The organism is Micromonospora sp. WMMD714 (genome assembly GCF_029581315.1).
Lineage (GTDB): Bacteria > Actinomycetota > Actinomycetes > Mycobacteriales > Micromonosporaceae > Micromonospora > Micromonospora rifamycinica.
Genome location: NZ_CP120744.1, coordinates 2,231,067 through 2,255,818, shown reverse-complemented (window position 1 = coordinate 2,255,818; position 24,752 = coordinate 2,231,067). Strand labels below are relative to the sequence as shown.

At 73.3% G+C, this 24,752-nt stretch carries 25 protein-coding genes and 1 pseudogene; 12 read left to right on the top strand and 14 right to left on the bottom strand.

The annotated features are described in order from the left end of the window. Positions 1–206 precede the first annotated feature (206 nt). The 3 genes from serC (at position 207) to O7625_RS10165 (ending at position 3,649) form a co-directional block, all read left to right on the top strand. Positions 207–1,334 (top strand): phosphoserine transaminase, encoded by a 1,128-nt coding sequence (gene serC / locus O7625_RS10175; protein ID WP_282345573.1) that lies wholly within the window; start codon positions 207–209, stop codon positions 1,332–1,334. A 189-nt stretch (positions 1,335–1,523) separates the two neighbouring features. Beyond that, positions 1,524–2,603: a septation protein SepH gene (gene sepH / locus O7625_RS10170; protein WP_067312522.1), complete on the top strand. Its 1,080-nt coding sequence runs from the start codon at positions 1,524–1,526 to the stop codon at positions 2,601–2,603. A gap of 59 nt (positions 2,604–2,662) precedes the next feature. Beyond that, positions 2,663–3,649, top strand: coding sequence for an aldo/keto reductase (locus tag O7625_RS10165; protein WP_282345572.1), 987 nt, complete (start codon positions 2,663–2,665; stop codon positions 3,647–3,649). Positions 3,650–3,698: 49 nt separating this feature from the next. Here O7625_RS10165 and thpR read toward each other — a convergent pair whose 3' ends face one another. The 5 genes from thpR to O7625_RS10140 form a co-directional block, all read right to left on the bottom strand. Beyond that, a complete protein-coding gene (gene thpR, locus O7625_RS10160; protein ID WP_282345571.1) occupies positions 3,699–4,271 on the bottom strand; it encodes an RNA 2',3'-cyclic phosphodiesterase in 573 nt (190 codons plus the stop codon). Then, a complete protein-coding gene (locus O7625_RS10155) occupies positions 4,268–4,783 on the bottom strand; it encodes a hypothetical protein (RefSeq protein ID WP_282345570.1) in 516 nt (171 codons plus the stop codon). Before O7625_RS10155 ends, thpR begins: the two co-directional genes overlap by 4 nt. A 160-nt stretch (positions 4,784–4,943) precedes the next feature. Next, positions 4,944–6,248, bottom strand: a complete 1,305-nt coding sequence (locus O7625_RS10150; RefSeq protein WP_282345569.1) for an MFS transporter — start codon at positions 6,246–6,248, stop codon at positions 4,944–4,946. Between the two features lie 66 nt (positions 6,249–6,314). Next, complete coding sequence (locus O7625_RS10145; RefSeq protein ID WP_172898407.1) at positions 6,315–6,764, bottom strand: MarR family transcriptional regulator; 450 nt, start codon at positions 6,762–6,764, stop codon at positions 6,315–6,317. A gap of 125 nt (positions 6,765–6,889) precedes the next feature. Then, a complete protein-coding gene (locus tag O7625_RS10140) occupies positions 6,890–8,368 on the bottom strand; it encodes an NCS2 family permease (RefSeq protein WP_282345568.1) in 1,479 nt (492 codons plus the stop codon). A gap of 89 nt (positions 8,369–8,457) precedes the next feature. Between O7625_RS10140 and O7625_RS10135 the strand changes: the two genes are divergently transcribed. Beyond that, complete coding sequence (locus O7625_RS10135) at positions 8,458–8,715, top strand: DUF2530 domain-containing protein (RefSeq protein WP_067312511.1); 258 nt, start codon at positions 8,458–8,460, stop codon at positions 8,713–8,715. Between the two features lie 67 nt (positions 8,716–8,782). Here O7625_RS10135 and O7625_RS10130 read toward each other — a convergent pair whose 3' ends face one another. Continuing rightward, on the bottom strand, positions 8,783–9,745 hold the full coding sequence (locus O7625_RS10130; RefSeq protein ID WP_282345567.1) for a DUF3027 domain-containing protein: 963 nt from the start codon (positions 9,743–9,745) through the stop codon (positions 8,783–8,785). Here O7625_RS10130 and O7625_RS10125 point away from each other — a divergent pair. Further along, on the top strand, positions 9,744–11,447 hold the full coding sequence (locus O7625_RS10125; protein WP_282345566.1) for an MFS transporter: 1,704 nt from the start codon (positions 9,744–9,746) through the stop codon (positions 11,445–11,447). The two genes, O7625_RS10130 and O7625_RS10125, sit on opposite strands and share 2 nt — an antisense overlap. Beyond that, a complete protein-coding gene (locus O7625_RS10120; protein ID WP_282345565.1) occupies positions 11,444–12,094 on the top strand; it encodes a futalosine hydrolase in 651 nt (216 codons plus the stop codon). Before O7625_RS10125 ends, O7625_RS10120 begins: the two co-directional genes overlap by 4 nt. A 62-nt stretch (positions 12,095–12,156) precedes the next feature. Here O7625_RS10120 and O7625_RS10115 read toward each other — a convergent pair whose 3' ends face one another. Further along, positions 12,157–13,392, bottom strand: a complete 1,236-nt coding sequence (locus O7625_RS10115; RefSeq protein WP_282345564.1) for a hypothetical protein — start codon at positions 13,390–13,392, stop codon at positions 12,157–12,159. Positions 13,393–13,684: 292 nt separating this feature from the next. On the opposite strand from O7625_RS10115, the gene O7625_RS10110 reads away from it, so the two are divergent. Beyond that, entirely contained in the window at positions 13,685–14,572 is an 888-nt protein-coding gene (locus tag O7625_RS10110; protein WP_282345563.1) for a 1,4-dihydroxy-6-naphthoate synthase, read from the top strand. Here O7625_RS10110 and O7625_RS10105 read toward each other — a convergent pair. Then, positions 14,533–14,919: a cold shock domain-containing protein gene (locus tag O7625_RS10105; RefSeq protein WP_067300229.1), complete on the bottom strand. Its 387-nt coding sequence runs from the start codon at positions 14,917–14,919 to the stop codon at positions 14,533–14,535. The genes O7625_RS10110 and O7625_RS10105 overlap by 40 nt on opposite strands. Positions 14,920–14,947: 28 nt before the next feature. Continuing rightward, positions 14,948–15,571, bottom strand: a complete 624-nt coding sequence (locus O7625_RS10100) for an HAD hydrolase-like protein (RefSeq protein ID WP_282345562.1) — start codon at positions 15,569–15,571, stop codon at positions 14,948–14,950. An 84-nt stretch (positions 15,572–15,655) separates the two neighbouring features. Between O7625_RS10100 and O7625_RS10095 the strand changes: the two genes are divergently transcribed. After that, positions 15,656–18,121 (top strand): helicase-associated domain-containing protein, encoded by a 2,466-nt coding sequence (locus tag O7625_RS10095; protein ID WP_282345561.1) that lies wholly within the window; start codon positions 15,656–15,658, stop codon positions 18,119–18,121. A gap of 70 nt (positions 18,122–18,191) precedes the next feature. Here the strand turns inward: O7625_RS10095 and O7625_RS10090 are convergent, their stop codons facing one another. Both O7625_RS10090 and O7625_RS10085 read right to left on the bottom strand, forming a co-directional pair. Further along, on the bottom strand, positions 18,192–18,440 hold the full coding sequence (locus O7625_RS10090) for a hypothetical protein (RefSeq protein ID WP_282345560.1): 249 nt from the start codon (positions 18,438–18,440) through the stop codon (positions 18,192–18,194). Positions 18,441–18,582: 142 nt separating this feature from the next. Further along, complete coding sequence (locus O7625_RS10085; protein ID WP_282346884.1) at positions 18,583–19,485, bottom strand: L,D-transpeptidase family protein; 903 nt, start codon at positions 19,483–19,485, stop codon at positions 18,583–18,585. A gap of 167 nt (positions 19,486–19,652) precedes the next feature. Between O7625_RS10085 and O7625_RS10080 the strand changes: the two genes are divergently transcribed. Next, entirely contained in the window at positions 19,653–21,332 is a 1,680-nt protein-coding gene (locus O7625_RS10080; RefSeq protein ID WP_282345559.1) for a DNA repair helicase XPB, read from the top strand. 266 nt (positions 21,333–21,598) lie between these two features. Continuing rightward, entirely contained in the window at positions 21,599–21,895 is a 297-nt protein-coding gene (locus O7625_RS10075) for a hypothetical protein (protein WP_204925850.1), read from the top strand. 118 nt (positions 21,896–22,013) lie between these two features. On the opposite strand, the gene O7625_RS10070 is transcribed toward O7625_RS10075, so the two are convergent. Beyond that, positions 22,014–22,451, bottom strand: a complete 438-nt coding sequence (locus O7625_RS10070) for a PaeR7I family type II restriction endonuclease (RefSeq protein ID WP_282346883.1) — start codon at positions 22,449–22,451, stop codon at positions 22,014–22,016. Further along, a complete protein-coding gene (locus O7625_RS10065; RefSeq protein ID WP_282345558.1) occupies positions 22,448–22,675 on the bottom strand; it encodes a winged helix-turn-helix domain-containing protein in 228 nt (75 codons plus the stop codon). The genes O7625_RS10070 and O7625_RS10065 overlap by 4 nt, the downstream gene beginning before the upstream one ends. Before the next feature lie 580 nt (positions 22,676–23,255). On the opposite strand from O7625_RS10065, the pseudogene O7625_RS10060 reads away from it, so the two are divergent. Next, positions 23,256–23,468, top strand: a pseudogene (locus tag O7625_RS10060) (DivIVA domain-containing protein); the annotation flags it as partial. After that, the gene (locus tag O7625_RS10055; RefSeq protein ID WP_282345557.1) at positions 23,465–23,722 is read left to right on the top strand and encodes a hypothetical protein; all 258 of its coding nucleotides are present in this window, start codon (positions 23,465–23,467) and stop codon (positions 23,720–23,722) included. The pseudogene O7625_RS10060 and the gene O7625_RS10055, both read left to right, overlap by 4 nt. Positions 23,723–23,890: 168 nt before the next feature. Here O7625_RS10055 and O7625_RS10050 read toward each other — a convergent pair whose 3' ends face one another. Next, complete coding sequence (locus tag O7625_RS10050) at positions 23,891–24,646, bottom strand: TIGR03089 family protein (protein WP_282345556.1); 756 nt, start codon at positions 24,644–24,646, stop codon at positions 23,891–23,893. Positions 24,647–24,752: the final 106 nt, after the last annotated feature.

Genomic DNA, 24,752 nt, shown 5'->3' with positions numbered 1-24,752 from the left:
GCCCGCCCGCTCCCGGTGTGTCGGACGCCTCAGCCCCGGGCCTGGGACCAGCCCGCAGCCGGGCCGCCCCGGGTGCGAGGATGAAGGCCGGCAGTGTCGCCGGACCAGGCCCGGACCAGGCCGTGACGTGCCCCAGTGCGCGTCCCGCCGCAGGTCCGCGCCGTCGAAGGGCCCGCCCTCGCCCATGCGGAAGGATCGAGAGAACCGTGGCTGACGCACCGACCATCCGGATTCCCGACGACATCAAGCCCGCCGACGGGCGGTTCGGCTGCGGGCCGTCCAAGGTCCGTCCCGCGGCGGTCTCCGCGCTCGCCGACGTGGCGACCAGCTACCTGGGCACCTCGCACCGGCAGCAGACCGTCCGCGCCGAGGTCGCCCGGCTGCGCCGGGGCATCGCCGAGTTCTTCTCCCTCCCCGAGGGCTACGAGGTGGTCATCGGCAACGGCGGCGCCACCGCCTTCTGGGAGGTCGCCACCTTCGGCCTGGTCCGCGACCGGGCACAGTTCGCCAGCTTCGGCGAGTTCGGCGCGAAGTTCGCCAAGTCGGTCAAGGATGCGCCGTTCCTCGGTGAGCCGACCGTCCGCAAGGCCGAGCCGGGCAGCGCCCCCGGCCTGCTGGCCGAGGCCGGGGTGGACGTCTACGCCACCCCGCACAACGAGACCTCCACCGGTGTCGCGGTGCCGATCAACCGGGTGGCCGACGCCGACCCGGGCGCGCTGCTGCTGGTCGACGCCACCTCCGGCGCGGGCGGCCTGGACGTCAACGTCGGCGAGACCGACGTCTACTACTTCGCCCCGCAGAAGTGCTTCGGCTCCGACGGTGGCCTCTGGCTGGCCCTGATGTCGCCGGCCGCGCTGGAGCGGGCCACCGAGATCAAGTCGTCCGGCCGGTACATCCCGGCCTTCCTCGACCTGGTCACCGCGATCGACAACTCGCGGCTGGAGCAGACCTACAACACCCCGGCGCTGGCGACCGTCTTCCTGGCCGCCGAGCAGACCGACTGGATGAACTCGCAGGGCGGCCTGAGCTGGGCGGCCAAGCGCACCGCCGAGAGCGCCGAGATCGTCTACGGCTGGGCCGAGCGGGCCGACTTCGCCACCCCGTTCGTCACCGACCCGACCCTGCGCTCCAACGTGGTCGCCACCATCGACTTCGCCGACGGGGTGGACGCCGCCGCGATCGCCAAGGTGCTGCGCGCCAACGGCATCGTCGACACCGAGCCGTACCGCAAGCTCGGCCGCAACCAGCTGCGGGTCGCGCTCTTCCCGGCGGTGGAGCCGGCCGACGTGGAGGCGCTCACCGCCGCCATCGACTACGTGGTCGAGCGGCTCTAGTCACACCCGTCACAGTGGGTGGTCGCAGCGGCTGCCGCGGCCACCCACCGTGATCATCGCCGCAGCTCAGTCGCGACATGCGCAAGTCGCATCCCCCACCTGTGGGCAGATGAGCGTACGGTGGTGCGAGGACGCCCGGGTGGCCGGCTCGTGGCGTGACGGCCAGCGAAGCGGGACGGAGGCTACGCCATGCGCCCAGTACGCTTCGTCGCCCTCTCCGAGGACGGCCAGGCGCTGGTGCTCGCCGACGAGGTGGGGCGCCTGCTCGCCCTCCCCATCGACGAACGCATCGCGACCGTGCTGCACGCCGAGCCCGGTACGCCGCCGCTCGCCGTGGTGCCCGCCAGCGCCGACCCGACCCCGTCGCTGTCCCCCCGCGACATCCAGGCCCGGATCCGCTCCGGCGAGTCCGCCGAGGACGTCGCCCGGATCGCCGGTGTCCCCGTCGACCGGGTGCTGCGCTACGCCGGCCCGGTGCTCCAGGAACGGGCCATGCTCGCCCAGCACGCCCGGCGCACCCGGCTCAAGGGGGCCGAGAAGGCCACCCCGCTGGCCGAGGTGGTCAACGGCCGGCTGGCCCAGCACGGCATCGACACCGAGAAGATCTCCTGGGACGCTTTCCGGCGCGACGACGGCACCTGGCGGATCATCGCCACCTGGCCGTCCGGGAAGGCCACCGCCCAGGCCGTCTGGGATCTCGACAAGCTCCGGCAGAACGTCGCCCCGCACGACGACATGGCGCAGTACCTGTGCGCCGAGCGTCCCACCCCGATCCTCGGCCAGGAGCCGGCACCGGAGCGGAGCGGTCACGCCCTGCCCGGTCCGTCGCGCGGTGAGCCGAGCCGGGGCGGGCACGGCCTACCGGCCGCCGGCGACCAGGCCCGTCCGGGCCGGGATCCGATCCGGGCCGGGCGGGACGCCCTGCTCGCGTCCCTGGACCGTCCCCTCGGCGGCACCTCTGGGCGGGGGCTCGAACCGCGTTCCCCGGCCGCCTCGGTCGGCTCCGACGCGCCCCGTCAGCGGGTCGTCGGCGGCGGGGCCGCCGCCCTGCTCGGCGGTGGTCAGGGCTCCGCGTTCGACGACGACTCGGACGCGCCGAAGGAGGTCCCGGCCGTACCGTCGCTGGCGGTGCTCCGGCCCCGACGCACCGGCCCGGCGGCAGCGGCCGGCGGCGAGTCGACGGACGCCTCGGGCAAGCCGCGCAAGCGCCTGCCGAGCTGGGACGACGTCCTCTTCGGCAGCGGCCCGGCCGCCCGCGAGTCATCCTGATCGATGGGCCACCCTGACGTCGACCGGCACACCGGGCCGGCACGTGTCAGGGTGGTCCGATGGAGTACACCAATCTGGGACGCACCGGCCTGTCGGTGAGCCGGCTCTGCCTCGGCACGATGAACTTCGGGCAGCAGACCGACGAGCCGGCCAGCTTCGCGGTCATGGACCGGGCGCTCGACCACGGGATCAACTTCTTCGACACCGCCAACGTGTACGGCTGGCAGACCGGTGAGGGGATCACCGAGCAGATCATCGGCCGCTGGTTCGCCCAGGGTGGCGGCCGGCGGGACCGGGTCGTCCTGGCCACCAAGGTCTACGGCACCATGGGCGAGTGGCCCAACGAGCGGGGCCTGAGCGCCCGGCACATCGTCCGGGCCTGCGAGGACTCCCTGCGCCGGCTCCAGACCGACGTGATCGACCTGTACCAGATGCACCACGTCTCCCGGACCACCCCGTGGGAGGAGATCTGGCAGGCGATGGAGACGCTGGTCGCCCAGGGCAAGGTGATCTACGTCGGATCGTCCAACTTCGCCGGCTGGCACATCGCCCAGGCACAGGCCGCCGCCGCACAGCGCAACTTCCTCGGCCTGGTCGCCGAACAGTCCATCTACAACCTGCTCACCCGGCATGTCGAGCTGGAGGTGATCCCGGCCGCCCAGCACTACGGGCTGGGGGTCATCCCGTGGTCGCCGCTGCACGGCGGGCTGCTGGCCGGGCTGCTGCGCAAGATGGCCGAGGGCAGTGCCGCGCGGGGCACCGGTGGTCGCGCCGCCGAGGGGCTCGCCGTGCACCGGTCCACCATCGAGGCGTACGAGAAGTTCTGCGCGGACCTGGGGCACGACCCGGCGAACGTGGCGCTGGCCTGGTTGCTCTCCCGTCCCGGAGTGACCGCCCCGATCATCGGCCCGCGCACCGTGGAGCAGCTCGACAACGCCCTCGGGGCGCTCGCCGTGGAGATCGACGGGGCGACGGAGCAGCGGCTCGACGAGCTGTTCCCGCCGGTCGGCAACGGCGGCCCCGGGCCGGAGGCCTGGGCCTGGTGACCGGCCGCTGATCCCCGGGCCAGCTGATCCCCGGCGGGGCGGGACGAGCTCAGAGGGGCCAGCTGGCGAGGGGGGTGTGCCGGGGTCCGGGACGGCTGTGCACCAGCACCAGCTCGGTCGCCGGCCACTGCGGGCCCGGGTGACCGTCGAGGGTGAGTCGGTCGGCGTCCACGTCGGACGGGTCGAGCCGGTCCCCGGGGCGGGCCACCGTCAGGTGCGGACGGAACGGTCTCCGGTCGTACGGCAGGGCGGCCCGGCCCAGCGCGGCGCGGATCCGTCGGGCCAGCGTCCGCAGCGCGGCCACCTCCCCCTGGACGTCCACCCACAGCACGGTGGACCGGCCCTGCCCGAAACAGCCACCCCCGCCGAGCCGCAGCCGGGGCGGGTGGTCCCAGCCGGCGCGGGCTTCCCCGGCGGCCGACCCGAGGGCGTCGGTCACCTCGGGCAGCCGGTCGGGACCGACCTCGCCGAGGAAGGCCAGCGTGACGTGCAGGTGGGCCGGCGCGGTCAGGCGTACGTCGAGACCGGCGGCGGTGGCCGCGCCGACCCGCAGCCGGGCCGTCCGGGCGGTGATCTCCGCGACGGCGGCCGGCGGCGGGTAGACCGCGACGAAGAGTCTCACGCCCGCCGGTCGCGGGGGCGGCGGTCGGCGTCGACGGTCGGCAGCCCGAGCCCCGCGGCGGCCAGCAGCCCCTCGACCCGGACCCGCTCGATCTCCCGGTCGACCCCGGTCAGCTCGGCCAGGTGCTCGACCGTCCCCAGCGCCCGACAGGCGGCGCGGAGCCGGTCGTCGTACGCCTCGATGACCGAACGGTGCCAGACCACCGAGCGGCCACCGGCGGCGAGCCGGTGGCGGCCCAGCCGCCGCAGGTCGGCGGCGAGGAGTTCGAGCGGCCGGCGGTCGGGCCGGTCCAGCTCGGTCAGGTCGACGTCGCGGGTGGACGCGTCGGCGGCGAAGTCCCGGTCGAGCCGGGCGATGGTCCGGCGCTCCCGGCGACGGTCCCGCCACTCGGACCAGCCGCAGGCCACCCGGTCGGCGATCTCGTCGAAACAGAGGAACAGGGCGAACACCACCGGCAGGCACGCCATGCCCAGGAGTGCCAACACCAGCACCAGCGTCCTCCCGCCTGCCACACCTCGACGCTACGACCCTTCGCGGCCGTCCGCCACCGCATTGTCACGGTCCGGAACCGGTCCGGGTCGACCGGCGCGGCGGCCGGTCGGGGCCACCGCCCGGCGCGGCGGCCGGTCACGGCCCGGAACCGACCCCGTCCGGCGCGGCGGCCGGTCGGGGTCACCGCCCGGTCGGGGTGAGCAACCGGGGGCGGGAGACCACGTAGAAGCGGGGCATCGGCAGCACCCGGAAGCGCAGCCGGGCACCGGAGCGGCGGAGCTGCCAGGCGAGCGCGAGCAGGGCGGTGGCCAGCGAGACGAGTCCACCGATCCAGATGCTCGCCCCGGCGCCCCAGGTCTCGGCGACCCAGCCGACGATCGGTGCGCCGACCGGGTTGGTGCCGAGGAACACCAGCACCCACAGGGACATCACCCGCCCCCGGAACGCGGCGTCGGTGCCGAGCTGGACCCGCTGGTTGGCGGCCTGGGCGAAGAAGACCATGAAGAACCCGGTCGGCAGGAGCAAGGTCACCACCAGCCAGTACGCCGGGGCGAAGCCGACCAGGGTACCGAAGACGGCGCAGCCGACCGCCGCGCCGAGCACCAGCCAGACCGACGGGCGGCTGCGCCGTCCGGTGCCGGCGAGCGCCCCGGCCAGCGCGCCGACCGCCAGTGCGGTGCTGAACAGGCCGAACGAGGCGGCCCCGGTGTGGAAGACCGTCTTGGCGAGTGCCGCGAGGGTGAGCTGGAAGTTGAACAGCGACATCCCGACGACCGACATGACCACCATCGGCAACAGCAGGTCGGGGCGACGCCGGACGTACCGCAGCCCGTCGACGATCTTCGCCGAGTCCCGTTCGCCGATCGGCGGGAGGTCCTTGCGGTACAGCTCGGCCGGGCGCATCCGGACCACGTTGGCCAGCGGCGCGATGGAGCTGACCGCGGTGAACAGGAAGACCGGGCCGACGTCGAAGGCGGCGATGGCGAGCCCGGCCACGGCCGGGCCGATGATCCGCGCCGAGTTGAACACCGCCGCGTTGAGGGAGAGCGCGTTGGGCAGCAGGGTGGTGCCGACCAGTTCGCTGACGAACGCCTGCCGGACCGGCGTCTCCACCGCGTTGGCGGTGCCGAGCAGGGCGGCGAACGCGAAGACGTGCCAGAGCTGGACCAGGTCGGTGAGCACCAGCAGGCTCATCCCCAGCGCCAGCACCGTCCAGAAGGCGTTGGCGACGAAGAGCAGCATCCGCTTGTCGTAGCGGTCGGCGAGCCGGCCGGAGAGCAGGGTGAGCAGCAGCACCGGGGTGAACTGGAGCGCGGTCACCACGCCGAGCGCGGTGGCCGAGTCGTCGGAGAGCTCAAGGACGAGCCAGTCCTGGGCGATGAACATCATCCAGACACCGATCAGTTTGACCAGTTGTCCGGTGGCGAAGAGTCGGTAGTTACGGACTCGTAGGGACTGGAACATCGTGCTCAGCTTCGCCTGCACTCTCGGTGCGCCTCCTCGGGTCGCGTACGCGTCATCGACGGCGGACGGCGCGGACCCGGTGGGGCGTCAGTCGCGGGCGAGCTGCTGGAGGATCTCGGCGGCCCGCCGTAGCGTGTCGCGGTCGTCCTCCGGGAGCGCGGCCAGCCGGCTGGCCAGCCACTCGTCGCGGACCCGCTCGAACTGGTCGAGCACGGCCCGGCCCCCCTCGGTGGCCGCCAGGATGACCTGCCGGCCGTCGGTCGGGTGGGGGGTGCGCCGCACCAGGCCACGGTCCTCCAGCTTCGCGACGATCTTGGTCATCGTCGGTGGCTGGACCCGTTCGACGTCGGCCAGCTCCCGGGGCGTCAGCGCGCCCGCCAGCCGGAGGCTGGTGAGCGCGGAGAGCTGGGTGACCGTCAGGTCGCCGACCGGGCGGGCCTGCCGGACCCGCCGGTTGAGTCGGGTGATCGCATCACGCAACTGGGGTGCCAGTTGCGCCGGTGGCACGCGGTTCGCCGTCACCGTCCGCTCCGTCACAGTCGTTAGCCTAACTAATGAGCCTGGCTAACGACACGCGATATGACCATGCTCACGAGGAGGAATTCCGCCGTTCCGGGCCGGGTGTCCCGACGGGTCGCCCGACCCGGAGGCGACGGGTGGGGCTACTGCACCGCGGCCTCGATCGGGCCACGCAGGAAGTACAGCACGAACAGCACCGCCACCGCGTAGAGCAGCGGGTGGATCTCCCGCGCCCGACCCTTGGCCAGCTTGAGCAGCACGTAGCTGATGATGCCCGCGCCGATGCCGTTGGAGATCGAATAGGTGAACGGCATCAGGGTGATGGTGAGGAACGCCGGAATGGCGATCTCGTAGTCGGTCCAGTCGATCGTCCGCACCGCGGTCATCATCAGGAAGCCGACCACCACCAGCGCCGTCGAGGCCGCCTCGAACGGGACCACGGTGGACAGCGGCGACAGGAACATCGCCAGCAGGAACAGGCCGCCGGCGACCAGGTTGGCCACCCCGGTCCGGGCACCCTCCGCGACCCCCGAGGCGCTCTCGATGTACGACGTGTTGCTCGACACGCTCGCCGCACCACCCGCCGCCGCGGCGATCGAGTCGACCAGCAGGATCTCCTTCGCCCGGGGCGGGGTGCCCTGCTCGTCGAGCATGTCCCCCTCCTGGCCGATCGCGACCATCGTGCCCATCGTGTCGAAGAAGTCCGTGATCAACAGGGTGAAGACGAACATCAGCGGGATCAGCCAGCCGGCCCGCTCCCACGCGCCGAGAACGTTGAAGTTGCCCAACAGGGAGAGGTCCGGCACGTCCACGATCCGCTCGGGCAGCTTCGGGACGTTCAGCGACCAGCCCTCGGGGTTGGGCTTGCCGTCGACGAACGACGGCCCCACCTTCGCGACCGCCTCCACCACGATCGCCAGCACGGTCGAGGCCAGGATCCCGATCAGGATCGCGCCCCGGACCCGGCGTACCACCAGCACCAGCGTCACCAGCAGGCCCACCACGAAGACCAGCATCGGCCAACTGACGATCTTGCCGTTGATGCCGAGGCCCACCGGCACGGTGCTGTTCGCCGCGTCCGGCACCCGGCGGACGAAACCGGCGTCGACCAGCCCGATGATGGTCAGGAACAGCCCGATACCGACACCGATGGCGGTCTTGAGCTGGGTGGGCACCGCCCGGAACACGGCCGTCCGCAGGCCGGTGAGCACGAGGATCGCGATCAGCACACCCTCGATCACCACCAGCCCCATCGCGTCCGCCCAGGTCATCTCCGGGGCGATCTCGAACGCGACGAGCGCGTTCACACCCAGACCGGCGGCGAGCGCCATCGGGAACCGGCCGACGACCCCCATCAGGATCGTCATCAGGCCGGCCACCAGCGCGGTCGCGGCGGCCAGCGCGGGGATCGAGAGCGTCTTGTCGTCACCGTCGGTGGCCCCGCCCAGGATCAGCGGGTTCAGCACCACGATGTACGCCATCGTGAAGAAGGTCGCCAGCCCGCCCCGCACCTCGCGGGTCATCGTCGAGCCACGGGCGGAGATCTCGAAGAACCGGTCGAAACCGTTCCGGGGGTGGGCGGGATCAGGTGGGATGCCGTTGTCCGGCGGCGCAATGGCCATCAGGTCCTCGCAGGTGATCTTCCGTTGTCGCGCGCATCGTCGCAGATCAGCGGCGGGCCGGGAAAGTGCTTCGCGGTACGCTTCTGCCCGTGCCGCAGGAACAACCACCCCGACCCGAGCCGCTCGACCCGCCGATGGTCCCGTTCGCGGTCGCCGGGCTGGTCGCCTGGGCGGTCGCCGGCCTGTTCCTGCTGGTCTTCTTCCGTGACTGGCTCACCGAACACGGCCACCGGGACTGGCTCTGGACCTGCCTGGCCGGGTTCCTCTGGGGCTTTCCCGGTCTGGCCGTGATGATGCGGCACGACGCCCACCGTCGTCGCCGTCGACAGGCCGGCCGTCAGGGCTGACCGCCCCGGCCACCGCGCCGACGACCACCCGCCGCGCGGACCACCCCGCGACGGACCGCCCCCGCGCTCAGGAGGGGTCGACCGGCTCCACCGACCCGGCCTGCTCCGCCGACACGGACGCCTCCACCGGCACGGACGTCTCCACCGGGCCGGAAGCGACGCCGACCGTCATCGACTCGACCGCGCTGTCGTCGTACACCGTGGGAAGCTCGTCGATCGCCGGCTCGGCGGTCTCCACCAGGGTCTCCGAGTGCGCGCCGCAGCCGTGGTCGGCGCTGACCACCCGACCGTCGTCGGGGGCGTAGAAGTTGCCGCAGGCCCCGAAGGCCTGCCGGAGCGCGCCGGCCAGCGGCAGGTAGAAGCCGCAGGTGCCGCAGCGGGCCGAGGCCGGCGCGGCGGTGGAGATCGGCGCTGACGGGCCGTGGTCACCGTCGTACCAGCGCTGGGCCGCCTCGGCGCGCCCCTCGCGGGACAGCACCCGGGGGCGACCGAGGCCCAGCTCCCAGCTGGTCTCCTCGACCGCCGGGTCGTCGGAGAGCAGGTAGCCGGGGGCCAGCCGGTCGTCGTCCGACGGGGTGAGGATCAGGTCGCCGGGGCCGAGGTCGCCCGGCTTGAGGCGTTCCTGCCAGGGCAGCCAGCCGGGCGCGAGCAGCGCGTCGGAGCCGGGGAGCAGCACCGTCTCGCAGACGGTGACCTGCCGGCTGCGCGGCACCCGGGTGACGGTCACCGCCCAGCGCCAACCCCGGTAACCACCGAGCAGACACTCGAAATAGTGGGTGACCACCCGGTCACCCTCGGCGACGGCCCGCAGATGGTCCCCGATGTCGGCGGGCTCCACCTCGGTGATGGCGTCACGGGCCACCTCGACGGCGGCGGCGCAGACCTGGTCGAGGCGGGCGGCACGGGCGGGAGCGGGCCTGGTCACCCGACCATTGTTCCCCATGCGTGGCAGACGCCGACAGGCACTCCCCGAGTGAGTCTTCCCCGTGGTGCGGCGTACCTGGACCAGATGGGCGAGGATGGTGCACATGCCGCTGTTCTCCCGCTCCGGTCGGTCCGTGCTGGGCCGGACCGTCGGCACCGGCATCCGCGCCACCCGCCTGCTGCTGCGGGGCTCCGCCAACGGCGGACGCTGGGTGACCCGACGGGCCGGGTCGGCCCGCGCCAGGGGGGCCGGTGGTGAGGTCGGTATGGTCCGCCTCTTCGACCTGCACGCCCTCTCCTGCGCCGGGGACACCCTCATCGCCATCGGCCTGGCCGGGACCATCTTCTTCGACGTCCCGCTCGGCGAGGCACGCAGCAAGGTGGCCCTCTACCTGCTGGTCACGATGGTGCCGTTCGCGATGCTGGCCCCGGTGGTCGGCCCGCTGCTCGACCACTTCCGGCACGGCCGCCGGTACGCGCTGGCCACCACCATGCTCGGCCGCGCCTTCCTGGCCTGGCTGATCTCCGACTACCTCGGCAGCCTGGGGCTCTATCCCGCCGCGTTCGGCGTGCTGGCGCTCTCCCGGGCGTACGGGGTGGCCCGGTCCGCCGCGGTACCCCGGTTGTTGCCGGAGGGGATCGGGTTGTCCCAGGTGGGGGCGCGGGCCAGCGTCTACGGCACGGTCGCCGGAGCGTTGGTGGTCCCGCTGGGGCTGGCGGCGTTCTGGTTCGGGCCGCAGTGGCCGCTCCGCGTCGCCTCGGTCATCTTCCTGGCCGGCATGGTGATCGCGCTGCGGCTGCCGCCCCGGGCGGACTCCGACCCGCCCGAGCGGGTACCCCGCCCGCTGCGGGCGCTGCGCCGTAAGGGCGACCGCCCGTTGGGCCGGGGACGCCCGGCGGGCCGGCTGGTGATCGCCACCCTGGTCGGCGCGGCGGGGCTCCGCGCGCTCTACGGTTTCCTCCTGCTCTTCCTGGCCTTCGCGCTGAAGAAGGGCGACCTGACCAACGACTTCCTCGGCTGGCGGCTCAACGACCAGACGGCGCTCGGCATCATCGGCGGGGCGCTGGCCGTCGGCGGTTTCCTGGCCACCGCGGTCGGCACCCGGCTGCGGATCCACCGCCCGGCGGCCATCCAGTCCAGCACGATGATCATCGTGGCCGGGGTGGGGATCCTGGCCGTGCTGAAGTTCTCGCTCCCCATGGTGGCGCTGTTCTGCCTGGTCGCCGCCCTGTCCAGCGGGATCGCCAAGCTCGCCGTCGACGCCTCTATCCAGGAACGGATCCCGGAGCGGCTGCGGGCCAGCTCCTTCGCCCACTCGGAGACCGTCCTGATGCTCGCCTTCGTCGCCGGTGGAGGGCTCGGCCTGGTCCCCTTCGAGGGTCGGGCCGGCATCGCCGTCGCCGCCGGGGTGGGCGTCCTCGCCGCCGCCCGGGGCGTCGTCGTCGCCGGCCGGCTGCGCACCGAGCGGCTGCTGGGTCGGCCGCTCACCGACGAGGAGCTGGCCGCCCAGGACCGGGCCGCCGCCGCGACCGCCGACGCCACCGGCCGCCCGACCGGCGACGCCACCGACGGCCCGGTCACCCCCCGGGTCGACCCGCCGGCCGACAGTGCCGACGACGCGGCGACCGAGGCGGCGGCGCGGGCCGCCCCGACCTCCCCTGCACCGCGTGGAGCGGCCGGTCCCGAGGACCACGGCGACGGGCTGGCCCCGCCGGGCTACCACATCTACCGGCCGTCCTCGGCCGTCCCGGGCAGCGGCAGCGGCGCCGACGAGCAGCGGCGGGAGTCGCCGGGGCCGGTGTCGTGACGGGTCTGCTGGTGCTGACCGCGGTACCGGCCGAGGCGGAGGCGGTCCGGGCCGGGCTGGCCGACCCGACGGTGACGGTCCGGGCGGTCGGCGTGGGTCCGGCCGTGGCCGGTGCCACCGCCGCCCGTCTGCTGGCTCTCGCCGAGGCCGCCGGCCGCCCGTACCGTGCGGTGGTCAGCGCCGGGATCGCCGGCGGCTTCGCCGGCCGGGCCCCGGTCGGCGGTACGGTGCTCGCCTCCCGCAGCGTCGCCGCCGACCTGGGAGCGGAGTCGCCCGGGGGCTTCATCCCCATCGACGAGCTGGGGATGCCGGCGGAACTCCTCGGCGCCGGCCCCACCATCGAGGCCGACCCGGCGCTGCTGGGCAGGCTGCGCGCCGCCCTCCCGGAGGCGGTGGTCGGGGCGGTGCTCACGGTCAGCACGGTCACCGGCACCGCCGCGAGCACCGCCGCGCTGGCGGACCGGCACCCCGACGCGGTGGCCGAGGCGATGGAGGGGTACGCGGTGGCGGTCGCCGCCGCGCAGGCTGGCATCCCCTTCGCCGAGCTGCGGACGGTCTCGAATCCGATCGGCCCCCGCGACCGCGACGGCTGGCGGATGCGCGAGGCGTTCACCGCCCTGACCAGGGCGGCCCGGACCCTGTCCTGACCACCCGGGGTGGTGGTCAGGCCCGTCCTTACCACCACCCCGGGGCGTGCCACCGCCCGGCGTCAGCCCAGGTCGTAGCTCATGGTGTTCCAGAATCTCGGCACCGCGCTGAACCATGCCTTCTTCTTGTTCGAGGCGGTGTTGTTGCACCCCACGATGCTGCGGCTGTGCAGGCCGAACGCGTGCCGCTCGCCGGACGACGGCAGCCAGTAGACCCCGCCCCCGCTGTCACCGGGGCACGGGTCGTACCCCTCATACCGGGTCAGGCCGCCCTGGGCGGCGTCGCTGACACTGGCGATGACACCGCACGGGTTGCCGCTCGTGGCGGGTGCCTGGTAGCGGGACGAGATGCAGACGACATCGCCGGCCCAGATGAACGACATGTGGTGCGCCCGGCCCCTGACCGGCACCCAGGACGAGGCGGAGATGGCGATCCGCCCGACGGTGTCCGCCGCGTAGGTGGAGTTGGTGACCTTGATGAGTCCCGCGTCGACCGCACCGGAGTTGATCGCGTTGGTCGAGGACATCGTGCCGATCAACGTACCGGCGGTGTACCAGGTGGTCGACGCGCCGATGTTGCAGTGGCCGGCGGTGAGCGCGTAGCGCACACTGCCGCTGCGGGCGGTGAACCCCATCGAGCAGGCACCACCGGAGTGGCGGATCGAGAGCCCGGAACGCAGGCTGTCGTTGCAGGCTGCCCGGGAGGAGCAGATGTCCAGCTCGACGAGGTCCGCGCTCGCCGGCACGATGGTCACCCAGCCCGGAATCGCGCTGCCCGGCAGGCTGGCCGCCTCCTGGGAGGTCAGGGCGACGGTCACCGTGTTGCTGGCCACCTCGATGCCCACCCGGCCCTTGGCCGCCACGGCGAGCTGGTCGGTGCCGGTACGCACCGACGCGGCGAGCCGCTCCAGTTCGTCGTAGCTGCGCGCCACCACCTTGGCGGACACGGTGAGCCCGAGCGCCCGACCGGCCTCGACCGCCCGGTCGGCGCTCGCCTGGGTGGTCAGCGCCACGTGGGTGACGCCGGACGGTGGATCGAAGTAGCCCCCGCCGTACGTCTGGGGCTCCGCCGCCAGCTTGTCGTGCAACTGCTTACGGGTGTCCTGCTGGGCCGCCGCGAGCTGGGCGGCGCTGTCGCTGATCGTCGGGTACACGGCCCGGTACGCCAGGATCGCCGCCTGGGTGCTGTCGCGTCCCGTGTCGGCGGCGACAGGATCCGCCGCGTACGCGGGCGCGGCCAGCGTCGCGGCGGCCACCACCGCAGCGGTGACACCGGCCAACAGCCGAATTCTCCTCATAGCGTTCCCTCCCTGGAAGGTGACTACCACTAGTGAGGAGCCGGTGACGCCGGGAAAAATACCGGGTCGCCGGGAGCAATGTCGACGGCTTCACCTCCGGCTGTGGACAACCCTGTGGAAAACCGGTGGAGCTGGGGACAAGTCGGTGGGGTCGCGTCCTGCGGAGCTGCCGGCCGGGTGCCGGGTCAGCAGGTTCCGCCCCCTACGGCCCGCCGGGCCGGTCCCCCGGGCCGGCGTCACATCGGAGTGGGGACGGCGGAGCGGTGGCCGGGGGCGGGGTTACCGTGGGCGGGTGGCGCTCTCCCTGGCGATCTCGCCCTGCCCCAACGACACGTTCGTCTTCGACGCCCTGGTGCACGGCCGGGTGCCGGGGGCTCCGCCGGTCGAGGTGACCTTCGCCGACGTCGACGTCACCAACACCGCCGCCGAACGGGGCGCCTTCGATCTGGTGAAGGTCAGCTACGCCGCGCTCCCCTGGCTGCTCGACGACTACCACCTGCTGCCCTGCGGCGGCGCGCTCGGCCGGGGCTGCGGCCCCCTCGTGCTCACCCGCACCACCGGAACCCACGACGCGGGGGCCGCCGGCGCTCCGGCCACCGGGGCGGGGCGGGCGGACCGGCCCGACCTGAGCGGGGCCACGGTGGCGGTGCCCGGCGACCGGACCACCGCGTACCTGCTGTTCCGGCTCTGGTCGGCGGGTCGGCCACCGGCCCGGATCGAGGTGGTGCCGTTCCACGAGATCATGCCGGGCGTGGCGGCCGGCCGGTACGACGCCGGTCTGGTGATCCACGAGGCGCGGTTCACCTACCACCGGTACGGCCTGACCGCGCTGGTGGACCTGGGCGAGTGGTGGGAATCCGACACCGGCCTGCCCATCCCGCTCGGGGCGATCCTGGCCCGTCGGGGGGTGGTCGACCCGGTGGCCGCCGCCGGCTGGATCCGGGAGTCGGTGCGCCAGGCCTGGGCCGACCCGGCGGCCAGCCGGGGGTACGTGCTCGCGCACGCGCAGGAGATGGAGCCCGACGTGGTGGACCGGCACATCGGCCTCTACGTCAACGAGTTCACCGCCGACCTGGGGGACGCGGGGTTCGCCGCCGTGGAGGCGCTGCTGGGCCGGGCCGCCGACGCCGGGCTGGTGCCTCAGACCTCCAACTCGCGGGCCACGGCGTGGACCAGTTGAGCGATCTTCTGCGCGGTCTTGCGGTCCGGGAAGCGGCCCCGGCGCAGGTCCGGCTGGACCTTCGCCTCCAACACCTTGATCATGTCCTCGACCAGGCCGTGCAGCTCCTCGGCGGGCCGTCGACGCAGCTCCGCCATGGACGGCGGCGCATCCAGCAGCTTGACCCCCATCGCCTGGGTGCCCCGCCGGCTGTCCACCACACTGAAATCGACCCGTTGACCACCCTTGAGGTCGGTGACACCTGCCGGCAGCGCGCCCTTCGGCAGGAACACGTCGCCACCCTCGTCACTGGTGACGAACCCGTATCCCTTGGCCGCGTCAAACCACTTCACTCGCCCCGTCGGCACCTTGGAACCCCTGCTTCGCTCGATACGTCTACTGCTCCAAGGCTAGCCCGATGATCCGACCGAGCGCCGCCGGGAATCCGGTGAGGTCGTCGAGCACCACGTGTGCTCCGGCGCCCCGCAGCTCGTCCGCCCGGCAGGGGCCGGTGGCCACCCCCACCCCGGGGACACCGGCCGCCGCGGCCGCCACCATGTCCGCCACGTGGTCACCGACGTAGAGCGCGGCACCGTGCTCCCGCAGCGACGTCGCCTTCTCCTCGGCGAACAGGTCACCGGCCAACTCGTCGACCGCCAGCCCGAGGTGGTCCAGGTGCAGCCGGGCCAGCCGGCCGATCTTCGAGGTGACCACCATCACCCGACCGCCGTGCGCGTGCACCGCGTCGACCGCCTCCCGCGCGCCCGGCATCGGTACCGTCGGGGTGATCGCGTACGCCGGGTAGAGCTCCCGGTAGGCCGTCACCGCCTCCTCGACGCGTTCGGCCGGGAACCAGTGGGCGAGTTCGGTGCGCAGCGGCGGGCCGAGCCGGGAGACCGCCAGCTCGGCGTCGACCGGCACGCCCGTCCGGGCGGTGAGCGCCCGGTAGGCGGCGGCGATGCCGGGACGGGAGTCGATCAGGGTCATGTCGAGGTCGAACCCGACCATCAGCGCGGACATCCTGCGAAGGTACCCGGACAGGTCGGTCCGAGCTGGACGTCCGGCGGGCGCGATCGCCCGGCAGCGGGCTAGCGTGGAACGACGATGACCACCTCACTCGCCGACCACCTGCGTGCGCTGCCCGACGAGGCCCTCGCCGCACTGCTCCAGTTGCGGCCCGACCTCGTCGTACCGGTGCCGGCCGACGTCGCCGCGCTCGCCCTGCGGGTCGAGTCGCGGGTGTCGGTCGCCCGCGCGCTCGACGGGCTGGACCAGTTCACCCTCCAGATCCTCGACGCCGCCCGGCTCACCCGGCATCCGTCGGACGGCACCACCTCCGCCGACGCGGTGCTCGCCCTGGCCACCGCCGGCCCGCACCCGCCCGCCCCGGCCACCGTCCGGGGCGCGGTCGACCGGCTCCGGGCCCGGTTCCTGTTGTACGGCCCGGAGCAGGCGCTGCGCATCACCGGCAGCGTGGACGAGCTGGCCCCGTACCCGGCGGGGCTGGGCCGGCCCGCGGAGGAGCTGGACCTGCGGGCGGCGGCGCTCTGCGCGGACGCCGCGAAACTACGCCGGACGCTGCTCGCCGCGCCCCCGTCGGCGCGGGCGGTCCTGGACCGGCTCGCCGCCGGCCCGCCGGTCGGCAGCGTGCCGCCGGGCTCGTTGCGGGCGCCCGCGCTCGGCGCGGAGGACGACCTGCCCCCCGATCCGACCAACGGTGGTGCCCCGACCGGCTCGCCGGTGCGCTGGCTGGTCGAGGCCCGGCTGCTGGTGGCGGTCTCCGCCGGGACGGTCGAGCTGCCCCGGGAGGTCGGGTTGCTGCTGCGTCGGGACACCGGCCCGCTCGGTCCGCTGCGGGCCGACCCGCCGCCGGTCGACGCGCCGCCCCGGGAGGCGAAGGCGGTCGACTCGGCCGGGGTGGGCCAGACCATGGAGGTGGTACGGCACACCGAGGCGCTGCTGGAGGCGTTGACCGCCGAACCCGCGCCGGTGCTGCGTTCCGGCGGCATCGGGGTACGCGACCTGCGCCGCCTGGCCCGCTCGGTGACCCTCGACGAACCCACCACCGCGTTGCTGGTCGAGGTGGCGTACGCGGCCGGTCTGCTCGGTGAGCTGGAGCTGCCCGCCGCCGCCAGCCGGTACGGCGGGGAACAGCAGGTGCTGCCCACCGGCGCGTACGAGGTGTGGCGGGCGGTGTCGCTGGCCCACCGGTGGGAGCAGCTGGCCCGCGCCTGGCTGACCATGAGCCGGCAGGCCGGGCTGGTCGGGCAGCGCGACGACCGGGACCGGCCGATCAGCGCGCTCTCCCCCGAGGCGGAACGGGCCGGTGCGCCGGCCGCCCGTCGGGCGGTGCTCGCGGTGCTGGCCGAGCTGGAACCGGCCACCGCCCCCACCGTCGAGGAGGTGCAGGCGCTGCTCGACTGGCGGGCGCCCCGGCGCAGTCGGGGGCGGGAGGCCGCACACCGGGAGGTGCTGACCGAGGCGGCCCGGCTCGGGGTGACCGGCCTCGGCGCGCTCACCTCGTACGGGCGGCTGCTGCTCGCCGACGTCACCGCCACCGACGAGCGGGGCGGGGACGACCCGCTGGGGCTGCGCACCGACACCGAGGGTGGCGATCCGTCGAGCACGGTGCGGGCGCTGGACGCCCTGCTCCCCGCCCCGGTCGACCACTTCCTGGTACAGGCCGACCTGAGCGTGGTGGTGCCCGGTCCACCGGATCCGACGCTGGCCGCCGAGCTGGAGGCGGTGGGCGAGCCGGAGTCGGCGGGCGGGGCCAGCGTGTACCGGGTCACCACGGCCAGTGTCCGGCGGGCGCTGGATTCCGGCTACACCGCCGACGACCTGCACGAGCTGTTCCGCCGCCGGTCCCGTACCCCGATCCCGCAGGGGTTGACCTATCTGGTGGACGACGTGGCCCGTCAGCACGGCGGGTTGCGGGTCGGCTCGGCCGGCGGGTACGTGCGCAGTGACGACGAGGCGCTGCTCGCCGAGGTGCTGGCCGACCGGCGGCTGACGCCGCTGGCGTTCCGCCGGCTGGCCCCGACGGTGCTCTGCACCTCGTACCAGGTGGGACGGATGCTGACCGCGTTGCGGGACGCCGGGTACGCCCCGGTGCCGGAGGACGCCAGCGGCACGATGGTGCTGGCCCGGCCCCGGGTCCGGCGGGCACCGACCCGGACGCCGTCGACCGGCCGGGCGCACGATCCGCTGGGCACGCCCCGGCTGGCGCTGCCCCGGCTGATGGGGGTGGTGGAGCAGATCCGGCGGGGTGAGGCGGCGGCGCGGGCGGCCCGGCGGGCCCCGGCGGTGGTCCGCGGCGGCGCGGCCCGTACGGCGGCCGGGCCGCTGCCCGCGCACGGTCACGCCGAGGCGCTGGCGGTGCTCCAGCAGGCGGTCCGGGACAAGGCGCTGGTCTGGGTGGGTTACGTCGACGCGCACGGGGCGACGCTGTCCCGGCTGCTGCGGCCGGTGTCCATCGGCGCCGGTTACCTGCGGGCCGAGGACGAGCGGACCGAGATGCTGCACACCTTCGCCCTGCACCGGATCACGGCGGCGGTCCGGGAGGAGTGACCGCCGGGCCGCCACGCCACGCCCCCGTGGGCGGCGTGGCGTGGCGGCCCGGCGGTGTGCGGGTCGCCGGTCAGCGGCGGCTGCGGCGTACGGTGCCGATGACGGAGACGATGAGGAGCAGGCCGAAGCCGGTGCCGGCGGCCTCGCCTACCGAGTCGATGAAGCCCTGCCGCTGCACCAGCCAGCCGAAGAGGAACCAGCCGACGACGGCGGTCCCGGCGACGGCGTACCCGACCACGGTGGCCGTGGAGACCTCGGTCGGTGGCACCCGGTCGCCGTTCGCCGCATCCTCGGAGATCATCTCGTGATCGACGGTCATCCCAGCCCTCCCACCCCATCCGGCCCCTGACCTCCAGGGTGGCACCCGGTGGCCAGGACGGACAGGGGGAAATACCCCCGATCCGGCCCCTATGGACAACTACCGACGGGCCGGAGGCGAGACGGGCGGGGTGAGCAGAGGATCAGGTGCCGGGGCGACGGCCCACCAGGACCACCCGGGAGCCGACCTTGCCCAGCTCCCACCAGCGCACCGCGTCGGCGTGCAGCAGGTTGACGCAGCCGTGCGAGCCGATCGCCGCGTTGTGCAGGTAGGTGGTGGTCTCGTGGAAGCCGATCCCGCCGTTGAAGCGCTGCCAGTAGGGCAGCCAGACCTCGTAGGGGTTGGACCACTCCTTGAGGTTGCGCAGGTTCACCTTGTACGTGCCGGCGGGGGTGGCGTAGCCGGCCATGCCGGTGCGGGTGACGGTGGGCTTGGCGACCACCTTGCCGTCGCGCATCACCCAGGTGGTCTGCCGGGTCAGGTCGACGCAGAAGGTGGTGCCGGAGCCGGCGGAGCAGCGCTTGACGTCGGTGGTGGCCAGCCGCTTCGCCACGTCGAGCGTCGTCGGGCCGGCGCGTCCCTCGGCGGGGCGGATGTCGTACCGCTGCTGGAACTTCTTGATCGCGGCGCAGTCGGCGTCGGTCTGCCGGCCGTCGACGGTGAGCGTGCCGAACCCGCCCAGCCGGGCCAGGTACGTCTCCACCTCGCGCTGGTGTTCGCCCTGCTCGCAGCGGGTCAGGTTGGCCTTCGTCGGGCTGGGCTGGCGGCGTCCGCTCGACGGCTTCGGGGCCTTGGTGGTGCGGGTCGGCTCGGCGGCGGCCTCCGGCTGCGCCTTGCGGGAGCGGGGCTTGCTGGTGGACCCGGTCAGCCGGTCGGGCAGGGTGGCGGCACCCGCCCCCGTTACCTGCTCCGCACTGCCGACCGGGGCGATCCCTGCACCGACGCCGCCCGGGTCGGCCTGCCGATCGGGCGCGCAGCCCCCTGCGCCGACCAGCGTGACCATGGCCAGGGCGACGACCCGGGCTCGGTAACGGACCTGCATGATGTGCCTCCCCAGATCGGTCGTCCCACTGGTAGACGTGTGTCGCCGGGGAATAGTTGCACCCGATGCGAGGATTTTCTGGCACCGCCCCGCCCGCGTGCAACACTGGATGGTCGGCCTGCGGGGGATTCGCCACGGGTCGGGGATTCCGGCCGAGGAGAGGACCTGGCGTGAGCGGTGGACCACTGATCGTGCAGTCGGACAAGACCCTGCTGCTGGAGATCGACCACCCGGACGCCCAGTCCTGCCGGATGGCCATCGCCCCCTTCGCCGAGCTGGAGCGCTCCCCGGAGCACGTGCACACCTACCGGCTCACCCCGTTGGGGCTGTGGAACGCCCGCGCGGCCGGGCACGACGCCGAGGCGGTGGTCGACGCGCTGCTGAAGTACTCCCGCTATCCGGTGCCGCACGCGCTGCTGGTGGACGTGGCCGACACGATGGACCGGTACGGCCGGCTCCAGCTCGTCAACGACCCGGCGTCCGGGCTGGTGCTGCGAGGGCTGGACCGGATGGTGCTGATCGAGGTCGCCAAGAGCAAGAAGCTCGCCGGGATGCTCGGCGACAAGATCGACGACGACACGATCCGGGTGCACCCGTCGGAGCGGGGTCGGCTGAAGCAGGCCCTGCTGAAGCTGGGCTGGCCGGCGGAGGACCTGGCCGGTTACGTCGACGGCGAGGCGCACCCGATCGAGCTGGCCGAGGCCGGCAAGGACGGCGGCCGGCCGTGGACGCTGCGGTCGTACCAGCGGGAGGCGGTGGAGGCGTTCTGGGCCGGCGGGTCCGGGGTGGTGGTGCTGCCCTGCGGCGCGGGCAAGACCATGGTCGGCGCGGCGGCGATGGCCGAGGCGAAGGCGACCACGCTGATCCTGGTCACCAACACGGTCGCCGGCCGGCAGTGGAAGCGGGAGCTGATCGCCCGCACCTCGCTCACCGAGGAGGAGATCGGGGAGTACTCGGGTGAGCGCAAGGAGATCCGCCCGGTCACCATCGCCACGTACCAGGTGCTCACCTCGCGGCGCGGCGGCGCGTTCACCCACCTGGACCTGTTCGGCGCCCGCGACTGGGGCCTGGTCGTCTACGACGAGGTGCACCTGCTGCCCGCCCCGATCTTCCGGTTCACCGCGGACCTCCAGGCCCGCCGCCGGCTGGGCCTGACGGCGACCCTGGTCCGCGAGGACGGCCGGGAGGGCGACGTGTTCAGCCTGATCGGCCCCAAGCGGTACGACGCGCCGTGGAAGGACATCGAGTCGCAGGGCTGGATCGCCCCGGCCCAGTGCACCGAGGTACGGGTCACCCTGACCGACGCGGAGCGGATGTCGTACGCGACGGCGGAGGCCGAGGAGCGCTACCGGATGGCGGCGACCGCCCGCACCAAGCTGCCGGTGGTCCGCGCCCTCGTGCAGCGGCACCCCGACGACCAGGTGCTGGTGATCGGCGCGTACATCGACCAGTTGCACGAGCTGGGCGAGTACCTGGACGCCCCGATCATCCAGGGTTCCACCACCAACAAGGAGCGGGAGCGGCTGTTCGACGCGTTCCGCTCCGGCGAGTTGCGCACGCTGGTCATCTCGAAGGTCGGCAACTTCTCGATCGACCTGCCCGAGGTGGCGGTGGCTATCCAGGTGTCCGGGACGTTCGGCTCCCGGCAGGAGGAGGCCCAGCGGCTGGGTCGGGTGCTCCGCCCGAAGTCCGACGGCCGGCAGGCGCACTTCTACACGGTGGTCTCCCGGGACACCATCGACACCGAGTACGCCGCCCACCGGCAGCGCTTCCTCGCCGAGCAGGGGTACGCGTACACCATCGTCGACGCCGACGACATCCTCGGCCCGAAGCTCCCCACGGTCGACTGACCGGCACCGCCGCGTTCCCGTCGGCCGGACTGCCGTCGTTCCCCCGCGTTCTCGTCGATCGGTCTGCTCTCGTTCCCCCGCACTCCCGTCGGCCGGACCACTCTCATTCCGCCGCGTTCCCGTCGGCCGGACCACTCTCATTCCGCCGCGTTCCCGTCGGCCGGGCCGCTCTCGTTCCGCCCGACCGGCGGGTGTCCGCCGCGACGGCTAGTCTGTCCACAGTCGACGGTTGACCCGTCGACATCGGCACGTCGAAGGGAACCAGAGTGAAGCGCCGGATTCTGCACGTCCTGACGATCGCGGTCGTCGCCGTCCCGGGCACCGCCGTGGCCGCCGCGCCGGCCTCGGCCAGCGACGCCCCCGGCTTCCTGTGCAACCTCACCCAGAACACCTGGCTGCGGACGGCGCCGCACGGCCAGGTGCTGCGCACCCTGACCGCCGGACGCGGGTTCCGCTGGCACGGCCAGGGCTGGTCCGAGGACAACGACACCTGGATCTACGGCCACGGTGCCGAGGACCCGTCCCTCGACGGCTGGGTTCCCGCCGGCAACACCACCTGCTGACCCCACCCGTCGGCACACCCGCCGTGATCCACTCAGGGGAGCCGATGTAGCGCCATCACCAGGTGTTCGACAGCGCCACATCGGCTCCCTTGAGTTGACCACGCCGTGCCCGTAGGACTCAGTTCCGGCGCAGGAACCCGACCTCCTCGATCCGGGCCAGGATGGCCGCGCCGAAGGCAGCGAATCCCACCTCCGGATCCGGCTGCCGAACAACCGCATCGCCTTCCCGCGAGGAGGCCAGCAGACAGGTCGAGTCATAGAGACCCGCGTTCCGGAGGCGCTTGCAGAGGAGCACGTACCGGTCGAGGTACGACGTCTCACCAAAGGCCGGGTCGACGGGGAACGTGCCACTGCGAGGCGTACTCTTCCGCAGGGAACAGGGCTCCTCCTCCACCAGCAGCAGGTAGCCGAGCCACGGTCGCACCGCCCCGAGCAGACCATGGTCGTACGCCTGCCGGAGGTCGACCGCGCTGCATCGGACACCGCCACATCGCCGTCTCCGCCGATCGGGGACCGGGACGCCCCTACCCGAACACCATGTGCGGCGGCCGGTCAGCGCCGGGCGGACTCCGCCACGAACACGCCGCGCCCCGGCCGCCCGACCAGTACGCCCTGGTCCCGCAGCGTCGCCACGGCTCGGTGGATCGTGGAGACCGACACGTCGTACTCGTCGGCCAGCTGCTGGGTGGACGGAATCTTGGAGCCGGGCCGGAACTCGCCCTCCTCGATCCGCCGCAGCAGATCGTTGATCAACTCACCCATCGTCGGCGGAATCGGCACGTAAAGGCCCCTTGCAGTCGGTTGGCCCTCCCAGTATTGAGCAATAGATGAGGGAGGAGCAATAGCTGACACAGGGGCAGCAGGCAAGGACCACGCGCCAGCCAGATTCGATAGATAAGAGAGAGTTGACAGAGGTGATAGGTATCGGTACCGTCGCTGTCGGTGATGCGGTGCTGTTGCGGTCGGTTGGCACCTCTCGCACCGGTCTCGCATCGCCGTCGAGACCTCACCCCCGCGCTCCCCCGGCGCGGCGCTGCCACCTGCCCTGCGGGTGGCGGCAGGGGTGGTACCCGCCGATCGCAAGCGGCCGGGGCCACCCCTCCCCCAACGACCTGCGGCCTCTCCGAAGGGCGGTCACCTCGTGCGCCACCTGCTCCGCCGGCTGATCCGCTGGCTGACCTGCCGGCCCCACGCCCCACGACCACCGGTGCCGATCAACAGCCCGTCGACCCACCCCATGATCAAATTGCCGATAGGGAGACGACACGCCGGGGAGAGTGCTTCCTATCGCAATGTGATCTTGACGCCCCCGACAGTTCCGCTCCCGGGCGGGCTGGGCACCGTGCCGATGCGTCCGTCCCCGCTGCGCCCCTGGCAGATCCGTGAGCGTTGCTTCAACCTTCGTCGGCGCGGCGTCGACCCCGCCGAGATCCGCGCCTTCCTGCACCGGGTGGCCGACGAACTCACCCTCGCGCAGACCGCCCTGGTCGCGGCGCAGGAGGAGAACGTCCGCATCAGAAGGGCACTGCGCGCATGGCAGAGCGCCCAGTCGGCGAACCACCGGTACCGATGACCGAGCGCTGGGTGATCCACCTGCCGGTCACCGCGCCCGACCTGCTGCGCGCCCGGATCTTCGCCCGGACCGCCGCCCGGGTACTGGCCCGGCTCAGCGCCCGCGTCGAGCCCGGCGGCGTAACGGTGTCACCCGAAGACCACCAGGACGTACACCACTGGGTCTTCTGCGACCGCCCCCTACCCGGCGGAACCCGCTGCACACTCCCACCCGACCACACCACCCCCTGCACCCGCCGCCCCCTCCCCCACTAACCCCCACTCCAGTCCAACCACCACCCGAACCGCCCCGGTGATCAAGAGGTTTGCGTCAACCTGAAGATCAAATTTGACGCAAACCTCTTGATCACCGGGGCGCAAGGGGAGCGGAGAGCGCAACGCGGACGCGGAGCGGGACGGGGGTGGGGACGGGGGTGGGCAGAGTCAGAGCACCCGGGTGATCTGCTCGGCGGCCATCCGGTCGGCCGACCCGGCGCGGTCCAGGTTGGCGCAGACCACCACGGACGCGCCGACGGCGAGCGGCGCGAGCAGCCACTTCACCGGTTGTTCGTGTTCGGCGGCGTCGACCAGCAGGCGGTCGCCGGGGTGGAGGTCGAGTTGGGCGGCCACCTCCTTCGCCAGGCGTCCCCAGACGGCGTAGCTCGTCCCGTCGGGGGTTGCCGGGGCGGCGGGGTGCACGGCGGCGTAGTCGGGTGGGGTGTCGGTGTGCCGGAGCACCTCGGCGGACCAGTCGAGCCAGCCCACCGGCACGTCGGCCAGCGCCCCGGGGCCGGTGCCGACCAGATAGCGGTGCACCCCGTCGGGCACGTCCTCCAGCCAGTCGTCGAGGCGCTCCGGAGTGACGAACACCGCGTCGTACGCCAGGTCACCGCTCGGTTCGAGGACCGGCAACCCGGCGGTAGCGCGCGGCCGGAACGACACCGCCATCCCCACCGACCAGGCCCCGAGCAACACCGCAGCGGTACGCCAGTGCGGCGGCAGCAGCACCGCGACCCGGCTGCCCGGCCCCAGCCCGCACCCGTCGCGCAGCAGCCCGGCGGTGCGCGCCGCCCAACCGCCGAGCTGGCTGGCGGTCAACGCGGTCCGCTCGCCGGTCGCGTCGTCGCAGTAGGTCAGCAGCGGCCGATCGACCTGCTCAGGCGCATCGGTCGACGTGCTGGCGGCGAGCTGGGCAGCCATCGGGCCTCCTGTCCGGACGAATCGCCCCACCCTACCGAGCCCACCGATCGGAAACAGCGAGCGGAAGGCCCGAGCGGAGCAGCCGCGCCACCGTGCCCGGAGCCGA

Excerpts from the sequence above, each read along its gene's own strand:
- sepH (WP_067312522.1), top strand. The coding sequence starts at position 1,524 with ATGCGCCCAGTACGCTTCGTCGCCCTCTCCGAGGACGGCCAGGCGCTG.
- O7625_RS10165 (WP_282345572.1), top strand. The coding sequence starts at position 2,663 with ATGGAGTACACCAATCTGGGACGCACCGGCCTGTCGGTGAGCCGGCTC.
- O7625_RS10140 (WP_282345568.1), bottom strand. The coding sequence starts at position 8,368 with ATGGCCATTGCGCCGCCGGACAACGGCATCCCACCTGATCCCGCCCAC.
- O7625_RS10125 (WP_282345566.1), top strand. The coding sequence starts at position 9,744 with ATGCCGCTGTTCTCCCGCTCCGGTCGGTCCGTGCTGGGCCGGACCGTC.
- O7625_RS10130 (WP_282345567.1), bottom strand. The coding sequence starts at position 9,745 with ATGTGCACCATCCTCGCCCATCTGGTCCAGGTACGCCGCACCACGGGG.
- O7625_RS10115 (WP_282345564.1), bottom strand. The coding sequence starts at position 13,392 with ATGAGGAGAATTCGGCTGTTGGCCGGTGTCACCGCTGCGGTGGTGGCC.
- O7625_RS10100 (WP_282345562.1), bottom strand. The coding sequence starts at position 15,571 with ATGTCCGCGCTGATGGTCGGGTTCGACCTCGACATGACCCTGATCGAC.
- O7625_RS10095 (WP_282345561.1), top strand. The coding sequence starts at position 15,656 with ATGACCACCTCACTCGCCGACCACCTGCGTGCGCTGCCCGACGAGGCC.
- O7625_RS10090 (WP_282345560.1), bottom strand. The coding sequence starts at position 18,440 with ATGACCGTCGATCACGAGATGATCTCCGAGGATGCGGCGAACGGCGAC.
- O7625_RS10055 (WP_282345557.1), top strand. The coding sequence starts at position 23,465 with ATGACCGAGCGCTGGGTGATCCACCTGCCGGTCACCGCGCCCGACCTG.
- O7625_RS10050 (WP_282345556.1), bottom strand. The coding sequence starts at position 24,646 with ATGGCTGCCCAGCTCGCCGCCAGCACGTCGACCGATGCGCCTGAGCAG.